We start from the raw sequence: 18,240 nt of genomic DNA, 5'->3' as shown, positions 1-18,240 counted from the left end.
TGTGCAATGCGCGGCAGTTTACCTTAATTCAGGATTCAACCGGCGCAGGCTTGGGCTTGCGCCACTGGGGCAGCCCGATCAACACCACGGCACTGATGATCACCAGCATCGCCAGGGATTCTTCGACGCCAATGCTTTCACCGGCAAACACGATCCCCAGCAGCACTGCCACCGCCGGGTTGACGTAGGCATAACTGGTGGCCGCCGCCGGCCGTACATGCTTGAGCAGATACATGTAGGCGTTGAAGGCAATGATCGAACCGAAGAACGTCAGGTAGGCCAGTGCGAACCAGCCTTCGAACGGTGGGATGCGTTCCAGGTGTTCGCCACTGGCGAAACTGCCGATCAGCAGCACCACGCCGCCCACCAGCATTTCCACGGCGCTGGCCATTGCTCCCGCCGGCAACGGCAGATGTTTGCTCAGCACCGAGCCGAAGGCCCACGACGCCGCGGCGAACACCAGCAAGGTGGCCCCCAGCGGACTGGATTGCAGGTTGGAGCCCAGGTTGAGCATGGCGATGCCGATCAGCCCCAGCACAATGCCTGCCCATTCCAGGCGCGTATTACGCGCGCCCCAGAAATACCCGCAAAGCAGGGTAAACAAGGGCACCGTCGCCACGGCCAACGCCGCCACCCCGGACGCCACGCCGGTGTGCTCGGCGACGCTGACCGCGCCGTTGCCGAAACTGAGCAGCAGCACGCCGATGATGGCGCCAGCCTTCCACTGCGCCCAGGTCGGCGCCGGCGCCCCGCGCCAGCGCAGGAAGCCATACATGAGCGAGCCGGCCAGCACGAAGCGAATCCCGGCCAGCAACAGCGGCGGCCAATGCTCCACACCGATGCGAATCACCAGGTAGGTCGAACCCCAGATGATGTACAGGGCGAAGAAGGCAGCGATCAGCGGCAGTGGAAAACGGCGTGGGCCAGGCATGGTCAGCTCGAAGTCAGGACAATGAGAAGCGTTATTCTAGAAAGGCGCCGAACGGAAAATAAGCTACAAAACCTGTTTATCCAACCCATACACTTTTCAAACCACGGAGATCAGCGCTATAAACCGTGCTTTCGAAAGTCATGTCACTTGGAAGCCAAACCGTGGATAAATACGACCGCATGCTGCTCAGCGCCCTGTTGGAAAACGGTCGTGCGTCCTACGCCGAACTGGCCCGCAAAGTGAACCTCTCGGCCCCGGCCGTGGCCGAGCGGGTCAGCAAGCTGGAGGCCAGCGGGATCATTACCGGCTACCAGGCCAAGGTCGACATGGCCAAGATCGGCCTGCCGGTGCAGTGCGTGATCGAATTGCGGATGAACCAGCACGGCAACCAGAAGGTCTACGACGACTTGTGCAGAATCCCCCAATTGACCGAATGCCACCGGGTGACAGGCGATCCCTGCGTGATCATGCAAGCGGCGGTGGGCTCGATGCCGGAACTGGAAGAACTGATCAACCGGATCGCCAAGTTCGGCTTCAGCAAGACCTCGATCGTGCTGTCCAGCGCCATTGAAAAGCGGGTGCCGTTGGGGCAGTTGGAAGGCAACGGGAAGTAGCCGCCCCACACAGGGTTACCGGGTGTACGCAGCTTTTTCATACGCCATCAGACCCTGTGGGAGCGAGCCTGCTCGCGATAGCGTCAGGTCAGTCAATATCTGCACTGACTGACACACCGCCATCGCGAGCAGGCTCGCTCCCACATATGGATGGCTGTGGTCCTAGAATCCGCGATGACGCTTGAGATGCTCATTGATCTTCGCCGCCGGGACCTTCTGCAGACTGCACAACAGATCATGGGACAGCTCCCGAAGCCCATGCTTGTGTCGCAGTTCCGACGCCAGGTGCGCGGTGAGGTTGGCGGCCATTTCGGCGTCGGCCATGGCCCGGTGGGCCTGGCCGGTATGGGGCAGGCCGGCGAAGGCATTGAGCGTGCCGAGCTTGTGGTTCGGCGCGGCCGGCATCAGGCGTCGGGCGAGCAGCAGTGAACAGGCAAAATTCTGCAGGCGGGTGCGCTTGATCCGCCCCAGTTCGAAGTCCCAGAACTTCTGGTCGAACGCGGCGTTATGCGCCAGCAACGGCGTGATGCCGACGAACTCGTTGACCTCGTTCATCACCCGCTCGGCCGACGGCGCGCTGCGCAGCATGGCATTGCTGATGCCGGTCAGTTGCTCGATGAACGCCGGCACCCGCACGCCGGCATTCATCAGGCTCTGGTAGCGGTCGACGATCCGGCCTTGCTCGAGAATCACTACGGCGATTTCCGTGGCTCGACAACTGCTGCTCGGGGTGATCCCGGTGGTTTCAAAGTCGATGACTGCGATGCGTTCCAAACCTGTCTGAACTCCGTAACGATCAATTCTTGAGCAGCAGCGCGCCTTCGATAGGCACATAGCGACTGGCGGCGCGGATCAGCGAGTTGGCCGTCAACCCCGGTACGCCATACGCCACCGCCTGCACACCGTGCTTGCTGATGATGCGTTCGAGCAGCATGTCGAAGTCGCCGTCACCCGAGGCCAGCACCACCTCGTCGACATGGTCGGCGGCGTCCATGATGTCGAGCGTGATGCCCACGTCCCAATCGCCCTTGGCCGAGCCGTCGCTGCGCTGGATGTAGGGCTTGAGCTTCACGATGAAACCCAGGTTGCGCAGGATCTGCTGGAATTGCTGCTGCTTGCTGTCACCGCGATCGATCGCATAGGCGTAGGCCTCGACGATCTGCCCTTGTTTGCTGACATCGGCCCACAGGGCGGCGTAGTTGAAGTGACAACCATAGGCCTGGCGCACGGTGTAATAGAGGTTCTGAACATCGGCGAACACTGCGATTTTCTTCACCGCGGTTCCTCTTGAATGCACAAGCGCGCAGGCTCTGGGTCAGGCATTGGTGGCCGATGTGGCCACCAGGCCCGAAAAGGCGCCCAGTATGCCAGCCCGGAGGAGGATTCCGCGAATAATCGGTCCGAGGCGCGCGGGCACCCCGGACGAATGGCAGGTCAGACGAAGGAATCGTCGTCGCCAAAGAAGGAAGCGTCGTCGCTGTAGTCCGCGTCGCTGAAGCCGCCCTGGTCGTTGCCGTAGCTATCGTTGTCGGCCATGCGCTGGTCGTCGCCCCAACCGTTGTCGCCGCTGTTACCGACGTCGTTGACCGGTTGGGCCGGCTCTTCCTTGATGATCTCGACGATCTCCTGGGGCTGCTGGCCGCTGTGGAACAGACTGCTGATACCTTGCGCCAGCATCACGCCACCGGCCACGCCGGCTGCGGTTTTCAGGGCACCACCCAGGAAGCTGCTCGCCGCCGGGGCTTGTTGTTGCGGGGCGCCGTAGCCCGCTGGCGGCGCACCGAAGCCCTGCTGAGGCGGGGCATTGTTGAAGGAAGGCCGTGCCGGTTCGCGCCAGCCGCCTCCGCCGGTTGCCGGAGCGCTTGGGGCTGGGGCCGGTCGCGAATCGCGACTGCTGCCACCAAAAATACTCGAGAGGAAACCACCGCCGCCGCTGGGTGCCGAAGCCTGGCTGCGGGCGTCCTGCAGGTCCGCCTGCAGTTGCTGGACTTGCTCGGCCAGTTGCCTGTTCTGCTCGTCGAGGCGCTTGATTGCCGCCTCTTGCACCAGAATCGCCTGGGCCATGAAATAGCCAGCCGCGGGCTGGCTCGCCAGGTGCTCCTTGATCCGCGCCTCGGCTTGGGCGTCGCGCGGGGCTGAATCCTTTTCGGCCTGTTGCAGCCGTGAAAACAGTCCATCGATCAGGGTTTGTTCTTCGCTGTTCATGGCGACCTCATCAGATTGCCGGGTAGAAAACCAAGCCGATTCAATAGAACCGGCGTCCACCAGTAATGGGGCTTGCCACGAAGGTTTCAATGGTCTTTACCTGATGTTTACGTTTGCTTGTGCGGGTGCCTGATCGGTTAAAGTGTCGGACCGCTTCTGGACCTGCGATCCCGACTCATGAATCCGTTTGACGTGTTGCGCGACTCTTTGTATTTCTTCAAGCGCCATCTGGGCCGGATCGCCCAGCTGTGCCTACCGCTGGTGATACTCGAGGCCGTGCTGCAACAAGCCGTCGACAGCGCCGTCGGCCCGGATGGCTTTCCCGGCTATAGCGTGATCGTCGGGCTGCTGGTGTATCCGGTGTACACCGCTGCGCTGATCCTGTTTCTCGACGCCCGCAGCCGAGGCGAATCGCCGCATATTCGTGACCTCCTTGCCGCGGCCCTGACCCTCTGGCCGCGCTTCGCGTTGCTGACCGCCCTCAACACGCTGCTGATCCTGCTGGGTATATCGTTGTACATCCTGCCGGGTCTGTGGCTGATGGTGACCCTGGCGTTCAGCGAATACCTGCTGGTGCTCCGAGGCCTGGCGCCGTTGGCGGCGATGAAGGAAAGCCTGCGCATGAGTCGCGGCCAGTTCTGGCGGATCCTGTTGTGCATCATGGGCGTGATGGCCCCGCTGTGGCTGCTCAAGGGCGCCAGCGTCTCGGTGTATCCGCCGCCCCAGAACCCCTGGCTCGGCCTGTTGATCGACAGCGTCCACAGCTTCCTGCAACTGTTCACCAGCGTGGTGCTGTTTCGGATATTCATGCTGATGGGGGAAAAAACCGAGCCATGACCCGTCTACTGCGCTACACCCTGCTGGGTCTGTTGTCGGTCCTTTGCCTGACCGCCTTGGCGATCTATAGCCTGACCTGGCGCCCACATGCCCGGGAAACACTGCCGGTCAGTTGTAGCGCCAGCGCCGCACCGCTGATGCCCGGCCAGGCGGTCAAGGTGATGACCTGGAACGTCCAGTTCCTGGCCGGCAAGCGCTACGTGTTCTGGCACGACCTGGCCCAGGGCGACGATGAAAGCCCGACCCTGGAAGACATGGCCTTCAGCCTCGACGAAGTGGCACGGGTCATCCGAGACGAACAACCCGGCATCGTCCTGCTGCAGGAACTGGACAACGGCGCCAAGGCCAGCGACTACCAGGACCAGCTCAAGTTGTTGCAGGAGCGGCTCGCCGACCTTTACCCCTGCAGCACCAGCGCCTTCGACTGGAAGGCCGATTTCATACCCAGCCCCCATATCTTCGGCAGCGTCGGCCGACAATTGGCAACGCTGAGCCGCTACCGCATCGATCACGCCGAACGGGTGCAACTGCCGGTGGCCGAGGCCAACGTCATCAGCCGCCAGTTCCAACCGAAGAATGCCTTGCTGGTGAGCTACATTCCGCTGAGCGATGGCAACCAACTGGCCGTGCTCAACACGCACCTGGAGCGGGCCACGCAGCCGGACGAAACCCTGCCCAGGCAGGTCACTGCCGTGGCCAAGGCCCTGGACAAGTTCGAATCCCGAGGCATGCCCTGGCTGATCGGCGGCGACTTCAACCTGCTGCCCCTGGGACAGTACCTGCGCCTGCCGCCCGAACAGCGCACCCCCTACTCCGCCGACAGCCCGCTGCACCTGCTGTGGGACAAGTACCCGATGATTCCCACCAACAACGAGGCCAGCGGCATCGACCGTGCGCACTGGCTGACCCACTACCCTAACGACCCCGGCCTCAACGGCCCGGACCGCACCGTCGATTACCTGTTCTACAGCCCGCGCATCAAACGGGTCGAGGCCCAGGTGCGGCAGGACGACACGTTGCGCATCTCCGATCACTTGCCGGTGATTGCGCGGTTCCTGCTGCCGGTAACGCCTTGATCTGAAGCTCACCACAAACAAATGTGGGAGCGAGCCTGCTCGCGATGACGGGGTGTCAGTCAATCGTACGATTGCTGACAGATCGCTATCGCGAGCAGGCTCGCTCCCACAGGTGTGTTGTTGATTCGGAATCTGTCGCTCAGAACCCTATCGCTGCCTGCGCCCACAGCCTGGCCCCGTGCTGATCGGCACTGTCCTTGCCTTCGGTGGCCCAGGCCGAGGTGAGCGAGAACGCCAGTTTTTCCGTGCCCCAGCCCAGACCCAGGCCTGCGCCGCCCAGATGCGTGCGGTTGTCGTCGGAAGTCCAACGGCGATGGTTGATCGCCACCGTGCCCGCGTCATAGAACGTCTGCAATTGCCAGCCCGGCACCGGCTGCCAGCGCAGCGCCAGGTTGGCCAGCCAGCCTTCGTCACCAATGGCCTCGCCCTGGGCGAACGCCCGAACACCATCGCTGCCGCCGAGGCTGAATTTTTCCGCCGAGCTGAGGTTTTCGTCGGCCTTCTGCCCCCTGAAGTTGAAGGCCAGCGACCAGTTCGGCAGCAGCGCCTGGACCCGTTGCATCTGGTAGGCAAGCTTGTTGAAGTGCCCGGCGCTCCTGGCGCTGGCGGCGTCTTGTGCCTGGCTGTCGTCATCCAGTTGCAAATGCCCCGTCGTCAGGTTCACGCCCAGGCTGTTGCTGCCCAGCAACCGGTCCTGCCAGTCGCCGTTGATGCCCAGCACGGCATTGCGCAGGCGTTGCTCAGTGACGGTAGAGGTGATGCCCACGGTGTCACGCAGGTTCTTGGCATCCAGCTGGAGCTGGCCATACCAGTTGCTCGTCGGACTGCGCAGCAAGGGCTGGCGCAGATACAGGCTCGCGGTGTTGGTAGTGCCATCGGCGTCCAGCGATTCGAAGTTTTTGCCCAACCGATAGTCGATGTGGGAGACCGCTACACCGACGCGGGTGCCATAGTTGCCCATGGGCAACTGGTAGCCCAGGCGCTCGTAGTGCATGTCGGCGTCGCTGGTTTGCAGCCGCAAGCTGAGCTGGTCGCCGCGATCCAGTGGGTTGTTCCAGTAGAGGCTGGTGCCTGCACGGTATTCGCCGGTGTAGGTGCTGCCGAAGTTGTCGACGTCGGCGCTGCCTTGAACGCTGCGGGTCTTCTGGACCTCGACCAGAAGGTCCGAAGCCCCCAGCGTGCTACCGGGACGCAAGGTCGACTGAACGCGGGTGCCGGGCAGGTCCGACAGGGTGAGCAGCGCCCGATCCAGGCTGCTTTCCTGCACCGGGGCATTGAGCGGCAACGCTTGCACGGGTGCCAGTGCCGAGTCCTTCAAACCTGCGGTATTGGTGACCGTTACCTGACCCAGGTTGCCCTCCAGCAGGGCAATTTCCAGCTCGCCGTTCTTGACCTCCTGGGCCGGCAGATAGGCACGGGCCACCAGGTAACCCGCATCCCGGTAATACCGGCTGACGCGATCGGTCAAACGGCTCAGGTCAGCAAAGGTCAGCTCCTTGCCCACGGCATCGGTCACCACGCCTTGCAGCACTTCAGCGCTGAACGCTGTGTTGCCGCTGAAGCGAACGGCCGTCAGCCGCAGCCGGGCGCCGCCTTCGGGCACACTGCCGAAACGGGGCTTGTCGATGGTCAGCGCGGGGGCTTCGCTGGTGGGCGCTACCATGGGTTCACGCGGCTCTTGCAGGATCTGCCCGGCATCTGGGGTAGCGGCGACGGCCTGGGCGGTCGCCAGGGTCAGGGCCACGGATAACGAGCTCAGTAGAAAGCGGAATGTCCAACACATCGAGACGTATGCTCTGGGAAAGTAGGAAATCAGTTGCAGGTCTGGCCAGCGTCCAGGCGCAGGCCACAGTCGCGGATGCGCACGATCCCGTCGCCATCGTCGAGCGGGGCCAGGCCTCTCGAAGCGACGACGGGGACTTTGGCGATTGACGCGGAAGGCTCCAGTTGCGACCCCGGCGGACTGGCTTGCAGGCCTTGCTGGACCTGGACCAGCGCCGGATTGACGGTCGGTACCGCGTTGATCAGCAACGTGCCGTCCACATACGTCAGGTTGTAGTTGCCCGAACTCAGGCCGCTCGCGCTGATGTTGTAGCGACCCGCCTGGCTGGCGCCCTGGGCGCTGCCGCCGTAGACCAGGCTGCCGCCCAGCACGCTGCTGCTCTCGCCGTTCACCAAACCGTTGTAACGCACGCCGTTGCCACCGCTGTAGGCACCACCGCCAACGCGACGGCTATCATTGTTGGCCGTCACGGTCAGCGCGGCGGGGGTGATATCGGCCGTGCTGGTGCCGCTGTTCGAAGCCAACAAGTAGTTGCCGGCGTCGCCGCCACTGAGGCCGTTGGTGTAGGTGACGGTCTTGCCGGTACCGGCATTCTTGTCGCTGAAGCGGCCACTTTGGCTGAGGGCGACACGGTCGCCAGCAATCACACCGCCCAGCACGCCGCCACCGAGGGCGGCGACGCTGGTACCGTCGTAGGTCTTGTTGACTGCCGTGGTCCCGCTGACGCTGAGCGTGGCGGCGGTGATGTCGGCGGTGGTGCTGCCGGCGGCCACGACGTAGTTGCCGGCATCGCTGCCGCTCAGGTTGTTGGCGACGATCACGGTCTTGCCGAGGGCGGCATTCTTGTCGCTGAAGCGACCGCTCTGGCCGAGCGCCACGCTGTCACCGCTGATGACGCCGCTCAGTGCCCCGCCGCTGACGAGGGCGGTCGTCGTGCCGTCATAGGTCTTGCTGGCAGCGCTCGTACCGCTGACAATCAATGTCGCCGCCGCGATGTCGGCCGTGGTCGTGCCGCTGCCGGTCGCCAGCAGATAGTTGCTGGCACCGCTGCCCGAGAGGCTGTTGGTATAGCTGACCAACTTGCCAGTCCCGGCATTCTTGTTGTTGAAGCTACCGCTCTGGCTCAGCGTCACGCTGTCGCCGCCGACCACCCCGCCCAAGCTGCCACCGCTGAGGATGACTGCGGTGCTGCCGTCATAGGTCTTGTTCGCGGCGCTTGTACCATTGACCGTCAGCGTGGCAGCCGTGATGTCGGCGACGGTGGTGCCACTGCCCGATGCCAGGACGTAATTGTTCGCGTCCAGTCCGGACAAACTGCTCGTGTAGCTCACCGTCTTGCCGGTCGCGGCATTCTTGTCGCTGAACGTACCACTTTGGCTCAACGTGACGGTGTCGCCGCTGACCACCCCGCCCAAGCCAGCACTGCTGACGGTGGCGGTCGTCGTGCCGTCGTACGTCTTATTCGCCGCGCTTGTGCCGCTGACGATCAGAGTGGCCGCGCTGATGTCCGCCGTGGTCGTCCCGCTGCCCGAGGCGAGCAGGTAGTTGCCAGCACCGCTGCCGCTCAGGCTGTTGGTATAAGTAACCGTCTTGCCGGTGGCTACGTTCTTGTCGCTGAAGTTGCCGCTTTGACTGAGGCCGACGGTGTCACCCGCGATCACGCCACTCAACACGCCGCCACTGACGCTGGCGCTGGTCATGCCGTCATAGGTTTTGCTGGCAGCGCTCGTGCCGCTGACGGTCAAGGTCGCGGCGCTGATGTTGGCCGTGGTGCTGCCTGCGGCGACGATGTAGTTGCTGGCGTCGCTGCCGCCCAGGCTGTTGGCGAGGGCCACCGTCTTGCCAGTGCCGACGTTCTTGTCGCTGAACATGCCGCTCTGGCTCAGCGTCACGCTGTCGCCGCCGATCACGCCGATCAGGCTGCCGCTGTTGAGGACGGCAGCAGTGGTGCCGTCGTAGGTCTTGTTAGCGGCGGTGGTGCCGCTGACCGTCAAGGTCGCGGCGTTGATGTCGGCCGTGGTGGAGCCTGCAGCGACGACGTAGTTACTCGCATCGCTGCCACCCAGGGTGTTAGCGATGGACACGGTCTTGCCGGTCGCCACGTTCTTGTCGCTGAACGTACCGCTCTGGCCGAGCGTCACGCTGTCGCCGCTGATGACGCCACTCAGCCCGCCGCCACTGAGGGTAGCGACCGTCGTGCCGTCATAGGTCTTGTTGGCCGCCGTGGTGCCGGCGACCGTCAGCGTCGCCGCCGTGATATCGGCCGTGGTTGTGCCGCTGCCGGACGCCAGCACATAGTTGCTGGCATCACCGCCGGAAAGGCTGTTGATGTAGCTGACAGTCTTGCCGGTTGCCACGTTCTTGTCGCTGAACGTGCCGCTCTGGCCGAGCATGACACTGTCGCCGCTGACGATACCGCTCAGCGCACCGCCGCTGAGGGTAGCGGCCGTCGTGGCGTCATAGGTCTTGTTGGCCGCCGTGGTGCCGGTGACCGTCAGCATCGCCGCCGTGATATCCGCCGTGGTCGTGCCGCTGCCGGACGCCAGCACATAGTTGCTGGCACCGGAGCCGCCGAGGCTGCTGGTGTAGTTGACGGCTTTCCCGCTCGCCGCCTTCTTGTCGCTGAACGTGCCGCTCTGGGCGAGCGTGACCGTGTCGCCGCTGATAATGCCGGTCAACGCACCACCGCTGAGGGTGGCCGCCGTCGTGCCGTCATAGGTTTTGTTGGCCGCCGTGGTGCCATTGACCGTCAGCGTCGCCGCCGTGATATCCGCCGTGGTCGTGCCGCTGCCGGACGCCAGCACATAGTTGCTGGCACCGGAACCGCCGAGGCTGCTGGTGTAGTTGACGGTTTTCCCGCTCGCCGCGTTCTTGTCGCTAAACGTACCGCTCTGAGCGAGCGTGACCGTGTCGCCGCTGATGATCCCGCTCAACGCGCCACCGCTGAGGGTAGCGGCCGTCGTGCCGTCATAAGTCTTGTTGGCCGCCGTGGTGCCGTTGACCGTCAGCGTCGCTGCGGCGATATCGGCCGAGGTCGTACCGCTGCTGGAGGCGAGCACGTAGTTGCCGACATCGCTGCCCGAGATGCTGCTGGTGTAGTTGACTGTCTTGCCGGTCGCCGCGTTCTTGTCGCTGAACGTACCGCTCTGACTCAGGCTGACCGTATCGCCGCCGAACAGACCGCTCAAGCTGCCGCCACTGAGGGAGGCGCCGGTCGTGCCATCATAGGTTTTGCTGGCGGCGCTCGTACCGCTGACGTTCAGCGTGGCGGCAGTGATCCTGGCGGCGGAGGTGTACGTGCCCAAGGTGTAGTTACCGGCGTCGCTGCCGGAGAGGCCCAGGGTCACGGCTTTGTTGCTGCCCACATTCTTGTCGGCAAAGGCGACGCTGCCGCTCAGGCCCACGCTATCGCCGTTGACCACCCCACCCAATGTCCGGTCAATAAGAAAGAAGGTGCCGCCGGTCGTGCTGTCGTAGACCTTGTTTAACACAAAGAGGGTACCGTTGAACGTCAACGTGGCCGCCGTGATGTCGGCGGTGGTGCCACTCGCGGCCACCACGTAGTTGCCGGCGTCGGCACCGGAAAGTCCTGCGATCACACTTTTGCCACTGCCCACATTCTTGTTGTTGAAGACGCCGCTGCCGCTCAGGCCCACGGTATCGCCACTGATCACCCCGCTCAGGGTGCCGCCGGTGACGGTGGTCGCCGTCGTGCCGTCGTAGGTCTTGCTCGCCGCCGTGGCGCCACTGAGGGTCAACGTGGCCGCTGTAATGTTGCCGGTGGTGCTGACAAGGTAGTTGCCGGCGTCGGCGCCGGTGACGCCGACGCTCACCGTCTTGCCGCTGCCCGCGTTCTTGTTGTCGAAGACGCCGCTGCCGCTCAGGCTCACCGTATCCCCGCTGATAACGCCGTTCAGGGCGCCGCCGGTAACCGTAGCCGTTGTCGTGCCATCGTAGGTCTTGGTGGTGGCAGTGGCACCGGTGTTTGTCAGTGCAAGAGGGGTGATCGTGGCGGTACCGTTAACGATGTCCAGGTCATAGCCACGCTGGCTGGAGTACAACCCGCTGATGTCGATGCTGTGGCTACCGACGTTCTTGTTGCTGGTGCTGCCGTAGGCCGCCGTACCGAAGACGAGGCCAAGGTCTGCGCTGTTGTCGCCGATGGTGTAACTGCCGCCGCTGAAGGCGGTGCTACCGTCGTAGGTCTTGCTGACGTCATCGGTGGTAACCGCCAACCCGGTCATGAAGCTGCGCAGCAGCGGCGCGGTATGACCTTCGTAGATGCGCCAGACGGCGGAGCTGCCGCCACTGCTGGCCAGGTCCCAGCCGTTGAAACCGCCGGCCTGCATCATCTGCGTCGTGGTGAACCCGGTGCCGCCGGCGCTGCTGGCCTGGCCGGTGGTTTCGACGTTCCAGAGACTGCTGGTGACGCTGGTGCTGCCGTTTTTAACACCCACCAGACCGCCGACATCGGTGCTGCCGATGACACTGCCGGTAGCGTAGGTCTTGCTGATCGTAGTGCCCACGTTGGTGGCCTGGCCTACCAGGCCGCCGACAGCGTCCGAACCGCTCACGCTGCCGGAAGCATAGGCGTTGCTGATCATGCTCCCGTCGGCGCTACCCACCAGGCCACCAACGTTGTCAGCGTTGTAGGAAGTGCCGAAGGACGGACTGTCAGGATCATTATCGGCGTAGTTGCCAGTCACGCTGCCGGAGGCGTAGGCGTTGCTGATCGTGCTGAAGAGGTCATGGCCCATCAGGCCGCCGAAATTGTTACCGGCGACACTCATATTGGTGACATTGCCGGTGGCGTAGCCCCTGGTCAGTTTGCTGCCTGCGCCAAGCCCCACCAGCCCGCCGACAGAGTTTTCACCACTCACGCTGCCCGTGGCGTGAACATCGCTGATCGTGTCGCCTTGACTCCAGCCCAGTAGCCCACCGACATAGAGGTTGCCGCTCACGCCGCTGGTGGCGTAGGCATTGCTGATGACGCTGTTCTGGCTCTGTCCTGCCAATGCGCCGACATGCGTGTCGCCCGCCACGCTGCCACCTTGCAATCCGACGTCACGTATCACGCTGTTATTGGCCAGACCGAACAGGCCGACGTTACTCGCGCCACTGGCGTCGATCGTCAGGTTGCCGAGGGTATGCCCTAACCCGGCAAACGTACCCGTAAACGCATTGTTGCTGTCGCCCACCAGGGCACTGGTATAGGAGGTGCCGCTGGCATCCAGGTTCTGCGCCAACGCGTACTTGCCGCCCAGCCCGGTGCTGTCGATGGCATCAAGTTCGGCCATGCTGTGCAGCAGCGTGTAACTGGTGCCATTGATCGCCAACGTGGCGTTGCTGCCACTGAGGGTAATGGGGGCTTTGACGTTGTAATCGGTGCCGGCTCTGGCAGTGCCCGTCGCGGCAGAGTCGCCATGATTCAACGCCAGTCCCGCGCTGGCGCCGGTGGCGGTGATGGCCGCATTGATGTTGATGTTGTTGTACGCGTTCAGCGTCAACGTGGTGTTGGCGGCCCAGTTCACCGCAGCGTTCACGTTGATGTCGCCGCTGTCGCTGCCGCTGCTGTTGTCGGTAGTCAGCGTGACGTTGGTGGTTGCCAGGTTGTTCGCCAGCGTGGTCGCGCCGATGCCACTGCTGGTCTGGGCGGTGTTGCCGGCGGCAATCGTGAAGTCGGTCGGGTCGACCAGCCAGGTGCCGGTCTTGCCCTTGGCGGACTGGGTGTTGAGCTTCGCGCCATCGGCCACTTGCACATGGGCACCACTGGTTTCGATGAAGCCGCCCCCCTGATTGCCGCTGGCCGAGGCGTCCAGGGTGCCGGCGACCTTGACCGTGCCGCCGTTGGAGCCACCGAGCAAAACGATGGTGCCGCCCGAGGCGTCGATGCCCTTGGCTTCGATCACGCCTTCGTTGTTGACCACGGTATCGAGCAATGCGTCCTTGGCGCTGGCGGTGAGGATCACAATGCCGTTGTCGGCGCGAACCAGGCCTTTGTTTTCGGCCAGGGCGTTCAAGGTGCCGGCGTCGACCTGGACCGACAACAGCTTGTTGCCGCTGAAATCCAGGGTGACGCTGTCGCCGGCGGCCAGCGCGGCGGTACCGTTGGCCGAAGTGATCGTGCCCTGGTTGCTGACCTGTTTACCCAACAGGGCGACATAGCCACCGGTCAGGCTGCCCTGGTTGACGACGTTGCCTTGCTTGCCATCGCCGGTAAAACGGGCCTTGCCGGCCATGAACTCCGCGTCGCCCAAGGAGAGTGTCGACGCCACCAGCCCGCCGACGTTGACGCTGGCGCCGTTGCCGAACAGCACCCCGTTGGGGTTGAGGATCCACACCTGGCCGTTGGCACTGAGGCTGCCATTGATATAACTGGCGTCAGAACCGAGCACGCGGTTCAGGGCGATGGCACTGGCATTGGGCTGGATGAAGCTCACGCTCTCGCCGGCGGCGATGCCGAAGCTGGCCCAGTTGATGGCCAGGTTCTGGCTGCCCTGGGTGATGGTCGTGTTGCTACCGTTCTGGACAATGTTGCCGACGCCGGCACTGACCGTGCCCCCCACCGGACTGGCCCAGGCACCGCTGCCCAGCAGGGCCGCCGTGAATCCCACGACCAGGGCGCTACGACCGGCGGCCTTGCCGCGGCCCCTGGCCGTTTCGGGAGCAGGGACATAGCGCTGGACGGCGTCATTCCAGACAAGGCGGTAGGTATGGTTCACAGCGAGGCCTTTCTTGGGAAGAAGGTGAGAAAGTGGGAAAACTCATTCCTTTAATCCCTGGCTGCGCCTCTCCTGTGCCGCCGCGCGAAGCATGGTATTAACAGTGGGTAAAACCTGTCTGTAGAACGAATGCGCTACAGCGTCCGGTAAAATTCGCCCGACTTTTCATGCCTGCCCAGCGCATAATGGCCCTATGCTACCCACCCGTACCGACTCTGAACAGCCCCACATCCACGTTGCCATCGTGGAGGACGACCCCTGCTTCAGTACGGCCTTGATCCAGATCGTGCACCTCGCCCCGGACATGCGCCTGGCAGGCGTCGCCGGCACCCGGGCCGAAGGGCTCGCCATGCTTGAAGGCCCGCCGGCTGACGTGCTGCTGGTTGACCTGGGGTTGCCGGACGGTTCCGGGATCGATGTGATCGGAACCGCTTCGCGGCTGTGGCCGAGCTGCAGCATCATGGTCAGTACCAATTTCGGCGACGAAACCCATGTCATGCGCTCGATTGAGGCCGGTGCGGCGGGCTACCTGCTCAAGGACAGCTCGCCGGCCAAAATGCTCGATGAAATCCGCAGCCTTGCGAGCGGTGGCAGCCCTATCAGCCCGATCATCGCGCGGCAGATATTAGCCCGCTTCCGGCAAGTCACTGTGCCCCGCGTCGCGGACCAGGAATCCGGTGCGGAAACTGCGCCTTTGCTGTCGGTGCGAGAGAAAGAGGTGCTGGACTACATCACCAAAGGTTTTACCGCGAATGAAATCGCCCGGCTCATGCAGTTATCCCATTTCACGGTGCGATCTTTTGTGCGACGCATCTACAGCAAATTGAAAGTGACCTCCAAGGCGCAAGCCATTTATGAGGCAAGGACGCTGGGATTATTGGCCGATTAAAGACACGCGGATGAATTTCACCTTTGCGCGCCAACTCCCCATCCGGTGACACCGTGCCCATGACAAACCGCCCTACCCCGCTATTTGCAAATCTGGTGCTCATCTTCTCCGTGGCGTTGCTGGCCTTGGTGGGGGCCTTGTATATGAACGCAGGTGACAAGCAGTCGCCCGCCGTCAGCCAGCACATGATCCAGGCCGAATGGCAGACTACCGATTCCCAGGGTTTCAGCCCGCCGCCCCCCCTGCTGGACAGCCAAACCCTGGCGGATAACTGGCAACCCGTCGAGCTGCCCCTGGCACCCTCCATCGCTTTGCTGCGCCAGGCCGATGCGTATGCAGCGACCGGCACAACCCGCACCACCTGGCTCAAACTGTCCCCCCAAGGTTTAACCAGCCCCTCCGGACCGCTGGCGCTGTATGCCGCTCGCATCAAGACGGATGGCACCATCGCGGTCTATGTCAACGGCCATCTGGTGCATCGGGCGCAGCAACAAGGGCCGCTGTGGAATGGCACGCGTACCCCGCTGTGGGTGGTACTGGAAAAGAATCCCGACACCGCACCGGTGCGCGAAATACTCATCCGCCTGGAGCACACGCAAAAAACCCAGGTGGCGGTATCTTCGTTGTGGCTGGGCTCCGCCGAGTCGCTACGCAGTCGGTATTACATGCGCCAATGGCTGCAGCGGGAGTTGCCGGCGATGCTCAGCTCGGCTTTCCTGGCGGTGGGTATCTTTGCGCTGTTCGTCTGGTTCAAGCGCCGCCAGGAAACCGGCTACCTGCTCTTTTTCAACCTCGCCGCCACGTCGTTTTTACGCGGCCTGCATTTCTATGTGGACTTACCAATCGCCAACGACTGGTTTGCCTGGCTGACGGTCAACTCCCTGTTCTGGCTGGTCATGGTCGTGCATTTTTTCCTCTGCCAATTGCATGGCCGTCCGCTCAAATGGCTGTCTCGCAGCCTGGTGGGCGTCACGGTCCTGCTTGGCGTGCTGACGCTACCGGTGCTGGCAGTGCTGCCGAACACCCCCAAGGTCACCCCGCTGATTTATGTGATCGCAGCGCTAATGGGCAGCACCGTTGGCCTGGTCGGTGGCATCAGTGCCTGGCGCTGTTCCAGGGATGGTCGGCTGGTGGCCCTGGGCATCGGCGCATGCACCTTGTTCGGCGTAGCGGACTGGCTGCTGCAGAACAACTTCATCAGCCCCGAAGGCTGGTACCTGGGCGCCTACACCAATGCCGTCTGCTTCAGCATCTTCGGGGTCCTGATGTATCGGCGCTATATCAAGGCCATTGACGATGCGGAACAGGCCAGCGCCAGCCTGGCAAAGCGCCTGCAAGCCCGTGAAGCCGAACTCGAACTCAGCCACCGGCAACTGCGTGAAACGCAGATGCGGCAAACCATCAGCGACGAACGCCAGCGGCTGATGCAAGACATGCACGACGGCCTGGGCTCTTCGCTGATCAACGCCATACGCTCGGTGGAGAGCGGCGGCATGAGCGACAGCAAGGTTTCCCAGATCCTCAAGGACTGCCTGGACGACCTGAAGCTGACCATCGACTCGATGGAACCGGTCGAAGCCGATCTGCTGCTGTTACTGGCAACCCTGCGCTTCCGCCTGGACCCTCGCCTGGAAGGCACCGGCGTCAGCTTGCAGTGGGAAGTGCAGGAGCTTCCCACGCTCACCTGGCTCGACCCCTCCAGCGCATTGCACATCCTGCGCATCATTCAGGAAAGCATCGCCAACATCCTGCGCCATACCCACGCCACCGCAATCCGCGTAAGCACCGCGCTGGAGGCGACGGGCGTACAAGTGAGCATCGAGGACAATGGCCACGGCTTCGATGTCAGAAAAGCGCTGGCAAACGCCACGGGACGCGGCCTGCACAACCAGCAACGCCGCGCCCAGGCCATTGGCGGAGCGGTCGCATGGGAGTCCGGGGCAACTGGTACGCGGTTCACGCTGTGGTTGCCACTGGCGTCAGGGGTGAAATCGTCTGTGTAGGTGCAGGGAAGATAATTTGTGCAAACCAGACAGGGAGCGCGGTATCCGTGAATAACCCGCACTGTCGCTACTTGCGAAGCATCCGGACGAAAAAAAACCGGACAATAGCCCGGTTTTTTGAGGAGATGCGGAGTCTTACGACTCCGAACTGCATACAACAACCTTGAGGGTTGGGGATCAGCCGCTGCCTGACCATCCTGCTTTCTGCCCTTTACGAACTGACCACAGGGGGTGCTACGCGGGCCTCATCTGGATTTTGAGAGCGGGGAGGCTCATGCACACTCTTGAAGCGGACCTTACTCAAATTGGAATAACAAGTCAAAGGTCACTAGTGGCCTGTACGGTTAATTTGAGTACGTGAGTTAGCCACACAGGCCACTAGACATTGCTGAAGAGGCAAACAGCCTCCACAGAAGTAACCCCCGGCATCCCCTTAATCAGACCTGCTGCAACGCCCAATGTCTGGCCAGAAGCCAGGAGATCGTCCACAAGGACCACCCTACCGTGAATCTTGCCCTGAAAACGGGAATCAAGGTGCATCGGTGTAAAGAGGTGCCGATAGGGAACAGGGATATCCTTGAGAGAAAATCCATCCGACTTCTTCAAGCGAAAGTCCAGGCTTCGTTTGTCAGATGTTGAGACATCGCCATTTCTCTCGGCGCGGCTCAACATTTCGAAAGCTTCCAATTTGGTCGTTTTCCGGAAGACCGTATCCATCAATGGTGCACCGAAGGCTTTCGCACAACGTTTACCTATAATTTTGCTGAGGCTGTATCCAGATGGCATACAAACGACAATATCTGAATTCACCTGTTCAGATATCAAAGTCAGAATCTGACGGCCACTCACAATCAACAGACGGAGGGACGCCAGATTCGTAACCAGACCGTCCTTCTGTTTCAAGGCATAGAGCATGTGGCAGTTGTCGCCGATTTGGTTACGATCACGACGTCCTTTTGCCGATGCCTTCAAGCGGGTGAATAGGGAGGTGACGCGCAAGCCGTCTCCAGTTGTGGAAATCTTTGGATTGCCTTCAACCGTAGTAACCAAGTGTTCTTTGACGGCGTGGTCGACAATGACCAGATTTTTTTTGACGACCAGTCCCAACATGCTTCTCCATTCATGAGAAAGCCAAAATTTCCAACAATCACACAGGAATTCTAAATTTTCCTGAAGAAAA

12 protein-coding genes are annotated in these 18,240 nt (G+C 62.4%); 5 read left to right on the top strand and 7 right to left on the bottom strand.

What is annotated here, in order from left to right:
• Nucleotides 1-28: 28 nt before the first annotated feature.
• Entirely contained in the window at nucleotides 29-931 is a 903-nt protein-coding gene (gene yedA / locus CGA22_RS24120) for a drug/metabolite exporter YedA (RefSeq protein ID WP_041023058.1), read from the bottom strand.
• Nucleotides 932-1,092: 161 nt separating this feature from the next.
• On the opposite strand from yedA, the gene CGA22_RS24115 reads away from it, so the two are divergent.
• Complete coding sequence (locus CGA22_RS24115; RefSeq protein ID WP_041023059.1) at nucleotides 1,093-1,545, top strand: Lrp/AsnC family transcriptional regulator; 453 nt, start codon at nucleotides 1,093-1,095, stop codon at nucleotides 1,543-1,545.
• Nucleotides 1,546-1,707: 162 nt separating this feature from the next.
• On the opposite strand, the gene CGA22_RS24110 is transcribed toward CGA22_RS24115, so the two are convergent.
• The 3 genes from CGA22_RS24110 to CGA22_RS24100 all read right to left on the bottom strand — a co-directional run bounded on the left by CGA22_RS24110 (nucleotide 1,708) and on the right by CGA22_RS24100 (nucleotide 3,750).
• On the bottom strand, nucleotides 1,708-2,319 hold the full coding sequence (locus CGA22_RS24110; RefSeq protein ID WP_024780299.1) for a PolC-type DNA polymerase III: 612 nt from the start codon (nucleotides 2,317-2,319) through the stop codon (nucleotides 1,708-1,710).
• A gap of 22 nt (nucleotides 2,320-2,341) precedes the next feature.
• Nucleotides 2,342-2,821 carry an NYN domain-containing protein gene (locus tag CGA22_RS24105; RefSeq protein WP_008012653.1) on the bottom strand — a complete coding sequence of 160 codons (480 nt, stop codon included), beginning with the start codon at nucleotides 2,819-2,821 and terminating at the stop codon, nucleotides 2,342-2,344.
• Between the two features lie 158 nt (nucleotides 2,822-2,979).
• Nucleotides 2,980-3,750 carry a DUF2076 domain-containing protein gene (locus tag CGA22_RS24100; protein WP_041023060.1) on the bottom strand — a complete coding sequence of 257 codons (771 nt, stop codon included), beginning with the start codon at nucleotides 3,748-3,750 and terminating at the stop codon, nucleotides 2,980-2,982.
• Nucleotides 3,751-3,927: 177 nt separating this feature from the next.
• Between CGA22_RS24100 and CGA22_RS24095 the strand changes: the two genes are divergently transcribed.
• Nucleotides 3,928-4,587, top strand: a complete 660-nt coding sequence (locus CGA22_RS24095) for a YciC family protein (protein ID WP_041023061.1) — start codon at nucleotides 3,928-3,930, stop codon at nucleotides 4,585-4,587.
• Nucleotides 4,584-5,663, top strand: coding sequence for an endonuclease/exonuclease/phosphatase family protein (locus CGA22_RS24090; RefSeq protein WP_041023062.1), 1,080 nt, complete (start codon nucleotides 4,584-4,586; stop codon nucleotides 5,661-5,663). The genes CGA22_RS24095 and CGA22_RS24090 overlap by 4 nt, the downstream gene beginning before the upstream one ends.
• Before the next feature lie 139 nt (nucleotides 5,664-5,802).
• Here CGA22_RS24090 and CGA22_RS24085 read toward each other — a convergent pair whose 3' ends face one another.
• Both CGA22_RS24085 and CGA22_RS27330 read right to left on the bottom strand, forming a co-directional pair.
• Nucleotides 5,803-7,446 carry a ShlB/FhaC/HecB family hemolysin secretion/activation protein gene (locus CGA22_RS24085; RefSeq protein WP_041023063.1) on the bottom strand — a complete coding sequence of 548 codons (1,644 nt, stop codon included), beginning with the start codon at nucleotides 7,444-7,446 and terminating at the stop codon, nucleotides 5,803-5,805.
• A gap of 29 nt (nucleotides 7,447-7,475) precedes the next feature.
• Nucleotides 7,476-14,168, bottom strand: coding sequence for a YDG domain-containing protein (locus tag CGA22_RS27330; protein ID WP_188258729.1), 6,693 nt, complete (start codon nucleotides 14,166-14,168; stop codon nucleotides 7,476-7,478).
• A 193-nt stretch (nucleotides 14,169-14,361) separates the two neighbouring features.
• Between CGA22_RS27330 and CGA22_RS24075 the strand changes: the two genes are divergently transcribed.
• Together CGA22_RS24075 and CGA22_RS24070 are read left to right on the top strand one after the other, a co-directional pair.
• A complete protein-coding gene (locus tag CGA22_RS24075; RefSeq protein ID WP_041023064.1) occupies nucleotides 14,362-15,057 on the top strand; it encodes a response regulator in 696 nt (231 codons plus the stop codon).
• Nucleotides 15,058-15,116: 59 nt separating this feature from the next.
• Nucleotides 15,117-17,060, top strand: a complete 1,944-nt coding sequence (locus tag CGA22_RS24070; RefSeq protein WP_041023077.1) for an ATP-binding protein — start codon at nucleotides 15,117-15,119, stop codon at nucleotides 17,058-17,060.
• A 378-nt stretch (nucleotides 17,061-17,438) separates the two neighbouring features.
• On the opposite strand, the gene CGA22_RS24065 is transcribed toward CGA22_RS24070, so the two are convergent.
• Nucleotides 17,439-18,170, bottom strand: coding sequence for a phosphoribosyltransferase (locus CGA22_RS24065; RefSeq protein ID WP_223194913.1), 732 nt, complete (start codon nucleotides 18,168-18,170; stop codon nucleotides 17,439-17,441).
• Nucleotides 18,171-18,240 lie beyond the last annotated feature (70 nt).

Source organism: Pseudomonas sp. PSB18 (assembly GCF_014596565.1).
Taxonomy (GTDB): domain Bacteria; phylum Pseudomonadota; class Gammaproteobacteria; order Pseudomonadales; family Pseudomonadaceae; genus Aquipseudomonas.
The sequence above is the reverse complement of the archived record's forward strand: the minus strand, read 5'-3'. Positions and strand labels throughout refer to the sequence as shown.